General features: G+C 61.5%; 5 protein-coding genes. 2 read left to right on the top strand and 3 right to left on the bottom strand.

The genetic code is table 11. The annotated features are described in order from the left end of the window. On the bottom strand, positions 1–1,653 hold a 1,653-nt coding region (locus tag Q0288_RS05660; protein ID WP_299428455.1), incomplete at its 3' end, for a transcriptional regulator. Positions 1,654–2,427: 774 nt separating this feature from the next. On the opposite strand from Q0288_RS05660, the gene Q0288_RS05665 reads away from it, so the two are divergent. Both Q0288_RS05665 and Q0288_RS05670 read left to right on the top strand, forming a co-directional pair. Then, positions 2,428–3,228 carry a hypothetical protein gene (locus Q0288_RS05665; RefSeq protein WP_299428458.1) on the top strand — a complete coding sequence of 267 codons (801 nt, stop codon included), beginning with the start codon at positions 2,428–2,430 and terminating at the stop codon, positions 3,226–3,228. Positions 3,229–3,376: 148 nt separating this feature from the next. Continuing rightward, the gene (locus Q0288_RS05670; RefSeq protein ID WP_299428461.1) at positions 3,377–4,579 is read left to right on the top strand and encodes an adenylosuccinate synthase; all 1,203 of its coding nucleotides are present in this window, start codon (positions 3,377–3,379) and stop codon (positions 4,577–4,579) included. Here the strand turns inward: Q0288_RS05670 and Q0288_RS05675 are convergent. Continuing rightward, the gene (locus Q0288_RS05675) at positions 4,576–5,703 is read right to left on the bottom strand and encodes an ABC transporter permease (protein WP_299428464.1); all 1,128 of its coding nucleotides are present in this window, start codon (positions 5,701–5,703) and stop codon (positions 4,576–4,578) included. The genes Q0288_RS05670 and Q0288_RS05675 overlap by 4 nt on opposite strands. A gap of 203 nt (positions 5,704–5,906) precedes the next feature. Further along, positions 5,907–6,344: a 3D domain-containing protein gene (locus Q0288_RS05680; RefSeq protein WP_299428467.1), complete on the bottom strand. Its 438-nt coding sequence runs from the start codon at positions 6,342–6,344 to the stop codon at positions 5,907–5,909. Positions 6,345–6,550: the final 206 nt, after the last annotated feature.

Here is a 6,550-nt window from a genome sequence, read left to right on the forward strand (position 1 = left end):
CAGGCTGCCGCCGATTTCTGTCCAGGCGAGCGGCAGGGCGCCGGCCTGGATGCCGGGGAGGAAGATCACGCGGGCTTCGCGGGGCTCCTGAATCTCGAGCATGAGGGGAGCGGCACGGCCCGAGATACCCACTCCCAGGGGGTTTTCCACATAGATGTGGCCCTTGAGTTGTAGCAGTGAGGGTTCATCGTGGCTGGCCCACATGATGCCCGAGGTGGTGGCCTGGGAAGGGGTGCGTACCCAGCGCACGTGGCGGCCATCTACTTCAAAGCCCTGTCCGAAACGGGCTTCTTCCAGCAGAGCCAGCTCGCTGCCTCTGGCAATCTCGCCCACGCTCGGCCCCATCGGCAGGGCTTCGTTCATCCCCAACCAGGCCTTGAGGCCGTGGCGGGTCCAGCCCGGCAGGGTATTGACGAAGGTGCCCCAGTCGGCGGTGTCCCCTGCCATCAGGCGGTGGTAGGCCTCGGCCATGCGCTGTTCTTCCATGGCGCACTGCAGGGCCGCCTGGCGGTGGTACTGCTGGCGACGGCCTGGCTGCAGCCCCAGGTACAAGACCCGGCGGCTGGCGTCATCGGAGAACTGCCACTGTCCGGCATAGACCAGCCAGCCCCGGCGCTCGAGTTCATCCAGATAGGGCGTAGCTTCCAGCGCATCCAGCAGGCCCTGGCTATAGGGGCCCGGATGCACCGAGAGCCGCTCCAGGGACAGACGGGCCTCGAGCGAGAGCATGCGGGCCTCGAGTTGTACCTGGGCCCTTACCCGCTGGGGCAGAGGCACCTCTACCCCATTGTGGGGCACCGCCAGCAGCTCGCGCAGGTGGCCGGGCGAGCCCCCCGAAGCCAGGAACAGCCGCGCAGCCTGTACAAAAGACAGGTTTGAGAGCATCGAAACTCGGGCCTCCGCCCACGACAGGGGCGGCAGGGTGATGTAACGGGTGCGCTCGGCAGGATAGTGTGAGCGCAATTCCAGGATCAGTTTGGGGTCTTCGCCGTAGGAGGAGCGTTCGACAACCCACAACCCGTCGCGGTCGGTGAGGATACGCTCCATCGAGACGTCGGTGTAGGGCGGACGCAGGTAGTGCAGCGCCTTGCCACCCCCGCGCGGGCCTTCCAGAAAGGGCATACCCAGGGCTTTGGCCAGGGCTTGCGCAAAGGCTGTGCGCCCCGAGCCGGGCCGACCCATCAGGATCAGCACCGATGGCAGGGCGAGCTGGGAGGCCACCTCCTGCACCAGGCGTTCGCGGCCGACGGTGCCAGAGCTATTGGCCATGAGTTGCGAACGCTGGCCCTCGAGCCAGGCTCTAAACTCCACCGAAAGTTCTTCCAGCCCCTCCATGGGTGCACCCGGCGAAGGGGTGCGATCCAGGGAAACAAAGGGCGGGAGTTGCAAAGGATCTTCGCCCGCTTTGAACAGGGTATAGCCCAGGGGCGCCAGGGCCTGGCTCAGGCGGTGCAGCTCAACCCGCAGATTCTGCGAGGCCGCGGTATGGCCCCAGAGCAGATCGGCTAAAACTTCGCGCCGGGTAGCGCCCTCGAGGGCCAGATAAAACAGAATGGCCAGACCCTTACGCTGGAGCTTTAGCTCGCGGCCCTGATACTCCAGCCGGGCTGGCCCCCATAGTTTGAGTTGGATTGGTCCTCCAGCTTTATTCATGCGTACACTCCTAGCAAATCCCCTTGGGGTCCAGGTGGGTTGCTTCCGCGATTCCCAGGGAGTGCGCGAGGCGCATACCGGCTGTGCCGGTAACCTGGACGAAGCCATAACCTGGTGGCGAAACTCCCGGTGCGAATACCATGCTGGCAGTGTCCGCAACATTTGCGGTGCGCTATAAGGGCATGGGGGTATACCACCAGGGCCGATTCAGCACGGGATTGTTTCCGCAACCCCTGCCGGGATACAGACATCAGCGGACGGCCCGAGCCATCCTGCCATGTCTTTTGCACGTTACCTCCCTTTTTCAAGCGTGAACTCCTTCGTTAAACCTCTATCGCAGGGTAACACGTTGAAGGGGAATCCCGTGGTCAAAATGCACAACCAGGTCACACCCCCCCCGTTCTGGGGTCTTCTTGGTGATGGGGGTAGACCCGCAAATAACGCGCTAACCCCTCCAGCAGAGCCGTTCCACAGAGCCTCTGATGCAACTTGCACCCGAATTGCCTCCAGGCCATGTCACGCCCCGTAAGGGGTTGTTAATTTTGGCTGTAACTATACTGCTATGCCCGCTTTCGATCTGCCGTATTGTGCTCCAGGGGGGTAGCCGCAAAAGGCCCGCCAACGCGTGGAGCCTCGAGGCCACCTTCTAAAACCAGGGCCAGCAGGGTAGCCGGGGCAGGGCGGTTGCCGGATAGTGTTGCGGTAGTTGATGGGTGGCCTTGTCTTCGTTGCTGGCGTATGCTGATACCAGGTTCAACCCGAGGAGGCGCCACCATGCACGGGGACACCGGAGTCGAAATTCGGCAAGGGCAGTTTTTCCGCTATGCCCTTCCCAGAGGCTGGGGGGTGGCCGAGGATGGGAATTTCGCGGTTGTCCTGGTCGCCCCGGACAAGGCCGCCCTGACCATCATGGTCGGCAATGCGGGGCTGCCCCTCGGCTACAACCCCGTGCAATACCTTTACGAGCGGCTTGCACCGCAGTTTCCCAATTTGGCTTTGGGCCAGCCCCAACCCGCCCAGCCGGTGATGGGGATGCAAAGGGCCTGGGTGTTTGAGCTTGTCTACAACGTTAACGGGGTGCCCTGCCGTGGCGTCGCCAGGTGCAGCGTAACCTCAGGCTACGACGGTTGCACCCTGGTAATCACCTGTGCAGCCGCCCAGGAGGTGCAGTGGGCAGGCTATGCCCACTGGCTGCCCCAGATAGCCGACCAGATTGTCCCAACCCACAGCGCCGCCTTCGGGGCCAGCGCGATGATGATGCAAAGCCTGCAAAACTCCATAGCACTGAGGCAGCAAGCCCAGGAATACCACCAATGGTCACAGCAAACCTGGCAAGCAGTTACCGCCCATCGTGACCAGATCCAGGAGAAGAACAACTTCTACATCCGCGAAAACCTGGGCGGTGTGGAAACCTTTGTCAATCCGTATGATTCGAAGCTGGTCGAACTCCCCAACCAGCACACCCACCACTGGGTGAATCGCCAGGGGCAGGTCTTTTCCACCAACGACCCCAGCGAGGATCCCAATGCGGGCGCCACCGAGGAGTGGGTGCCCATGACCCGGTACAAACCCTGAAGGGTCGGGCAGGTAGACTCTTCTCAGTCTATCCCCAGTCCTCCCGCCCTCAAAACCAGGCAGACCGCCAGACCTACACCCCCAGCCGTGTAGTTTCGCCCAGAGGGCTGGCTTCTCGCTTTGGGCTCTGGGCCTTAGGCTATATAGCGTGCCAGGAATTGCCATTATCGGGGCTCAGTGGGGCGATGAGGGGAAGGGCAAAGTCACCGATGCCCTCGCGGAGAATGCCGACTTCGTGGTGCGTTATCAGGGTGGGGCCAATGCAGGCCATACCGTGGTGGCCCAGGGCAAAACCTTCAAGCTCAACCTGCTACCCACCGGGGTGATCCACCCCCAGGCCGCCAACGTGCTGGGCGACGGCATGGTGATCGATGCCTTCAGGTTTGCCGAGGAGATGGGCAGTATCCGGGCCGAGGGGCTTTCCCCCAGGGTGCTGGTCTCGGATAAGGCCCACCTGGTGCTACCCCACCATAAGGCCGTGGAGGCCCGCAACAACTTTGTGGGCACCACCAGGCGCGGCATTGGGCCGGCCTACTCCGACCGCGCGCGGCGGGTGGGCATCCGCGCTGGAGATTTGCTTAACGATAAGGTGCTGGCCGAGCGAACCCTTACCCTGCTCACCGAGAAACCCAACTCGACCATGGAAGCGGGCTGGGACACCCCCGAAAAAGCCCTGGCTGAACTGTACCGGATGCGCGAGATCCTGGCCCCCCACATCACCGATACCGGGGGCCTGCTGCGCGAGGCTATCAAGCACGGCAAGAAGGTGCTCTTCGAGGGGGCTCAGGCCACCATGCTCGACCTGAACTATGGCGATTACCCCTTCGTGACCAGCTCGCATCCCACCGTGGGAGGAATTCTGGTGGGAGCCGGAGTAAGCCACAAAGCCATCAACAAGGTCTACGGGGTGGTTAAAGCCTACTCAACTCGAGTGGGCAACGGCCCTTTCCCCACCGAACTCTTTGGCCAGGAAGACGAGTTCCTGCGCCAAAAGGGCGGTGAGTTCGGCGTGACCACCGGGCGGGCTCGGCGCACCGGCTGGCTGGATCTGGTGCTGCTCAAGTACGCCTGCGAGGTCAATGGCTTTGATGGACTGGTGCTGACCAAGCTGGATATTTTGTCGGACTTCCCAAGCGTAAAGGTAGGCATTGAGCACCGCCCCGACGGAAGTGTTCGCTACCAGGAAATTCCTGGCTGGGGCGACCTGTCGGGCATTCGCAGCCGCGAGCAACTTCCTGAAAGTGTTAAACGCCTCCTCGAGCTGATCGAAAACTTCACCCAGACCCCGGTGGTGATGTTCTCCACCAGTCCCAAACGTGAAGATACCTTCGGGGCCGTGAGCTGGGTCTAGCGCAAAACCTCACCCGGCTTGATTCGCAAAGCCCGCCACAGGGGCAGCAGCGAGGCCAGCATCACCACCCCCAGGCTCATCACCGAGACCCATAAAAAGTCCGAGGCCCTGATCTCCACCGGCAGGCTGGTGATGAAATAGAGTTCACCGGGAATCTCCACCGGTCGCCACTGGAAATAGCGGGACAGTCCCCAGCCCAGGAGGTTGCCCATCAAAATCCCCAGCACACCCAGAATCAGTCCTTGCAGGGCAAACACCCCGGCCACCTGGGTTCCCCTGGCCCCCATCACCCGCAAGAGCGCGATGTCGGGGGTCTTTTCGATCACACTGAGCACCAGCACACTGGCCATGCCCAGCGCCGCTACCACCACAATCAGGAAGACCACGATCCCGATTACGCGCTTTTGCAGGGCCAGTTGCTCAATCAGGGTGCGGTTGGTGGACTGCCAGGTCTGGGGAAAGTAGTGCTGCCCAGCCAGGGCCATACCCACCTGGGGGGCCAGGTCGGGGTCGCGCAGGCGAATCTGGTAGCCCGAGAGCGCGGTGGGCTGCTCCATCAGTTCGCGGGTATCGGCCAGGGTGGTGAAGGCAAATCCCGAGTCGAGCAAAAAGTTGCCGGTCTGGAAGGTGGCGACCACCTCGAGCTGAATCCGCTTCTGGTTAATCGAGACCAGAAACAGCTTATCGCCCGGATAAGCCCCCAGGCTGCGGGCCAGCGCACTGCCCAGTACGGTGCCCCCGTCTTTGAGCCGGGATAAGTCTAGATCGGGATAAACGGCCTGCCCGCCCTCCCCTAGACCGATCAGGGTCGCAAAGTCGGCGCCGGCTGTGCGGCCCGCCTCGGCCCGCCGGGTGAGCAGGGCTTTGCTCAAAAACACCGGTGCTTGCCCAATTACCACCGGGTTATCCGGCGGAACCGGGCTGTTTTCTGGATCCAGGCTTTGCAGGTACAGATGCGGCACCGCCTTGAGGGTGGCATCCACCAGGCCCTTGATAAAGCCATTGGTGAGCGAGAGGGCGGTGGTGAGCACCATGATGCCCACCGCCACCCCCAGCAGCGTAATGAGGCTCTGGGTGCGGCGGTAACGCAGGTGGCGCAGGGCAAGAAACCAGACAAAGCGCATAGGGCATAGGGTCAAGGGTCTAAGCTGCGCCACCCTGAGTTGGTCAAATCCCGACAGTCCCTCAAAAAAGCTGCATCCTCGAGGGCGCAGTACCCAAACAGACACCGAGCCGGAGATGGTGGCAAACATGCTCTGGGGGCACTTAGAGTCAGGAACCCTCTGATTTTTGGCCCTGGACTCTAGACCCTCGACACCTGACTATCTTACCCTCGCCCGCGCTGGATAACCGTAACCCTTACGTTGCGAACCCCGAAGCGAATGGCCGTGTTGCGATCGGGGAGCCATACATCCAGGCGCTTGCGTTTGCGCGGGTGCATGGTGTCTTCCACCACAAAAACCCGGTCGCGGAACAGGTAGTTAAAACGACCCTTTCCCAGACCCGCAGGGGTACCCAGATCTTCGAGCATCACCTTGGAACCATAGGGCAGTTCGCGCAACATATCCCGGCTAACGGCAATGATGCCGATGCGGGTGCGTGCCCCGGTGGCGGTGATGAAGGGGGTACTGTCGGTTTCCCACACCGAGGAGGTATAGGCCGTGGCCTTGAGGGTCATGACCCTGGGGGCCTGGGCCAGGCCCAATCCAAACACTGCAATCAGCAGGATCAGGCTTGGAATGCGGAGGTGAAATAGCCGTTTCATACCCCTCGAGGGTAGGGGGGTTGTTCTCAGGTTCCCTTAGAAATAGGGGTCACGGCTCTCATCTGCTTGTGAGGTTTAGTCGGAGCTAAATCGAATTTTTTTTATTTTTGTTTGCTGGAAAGAGTTTGTTTGGGCTTTTGTTTTATGAGTTCAACATAAAGCGTTTCTTGAGATTTCTCATCTCGACCCTGACAGCTCCCTGACAT

The sequence above is a fragment of the uncultured Meiothermus sp. genome (assembly GCF_937863175.1).
Lineage (GTDB): Bacteria > Deinococcota > Deinococci > Deinococcales > Thermaceae > Meiothermus.

Coding starts and splice junctions, on each gene's coding strand:
- Q0288_RS05665 (WP_299428458.1), top strand. CDS start 2,428: ATGCACGGGGACACCGGAGTCGAAATTCGGCAAGGGCAGTTTTTCCGC.
- Q0288_RS05675 (WP_299428464.1), bottom strand. CDS start 5,703: ATGCGCTTTGTCTGGTTTCTTGCCCTGCGCCACCTGCGTTACCGCCGC.
- Q0288_RS05680 (WP_299428467.1), bottom strand. CDS start 6,344: ATGAAACGGCTATTTCACCTCCGCATTCCAAGCCTGATCCTGCTGATT.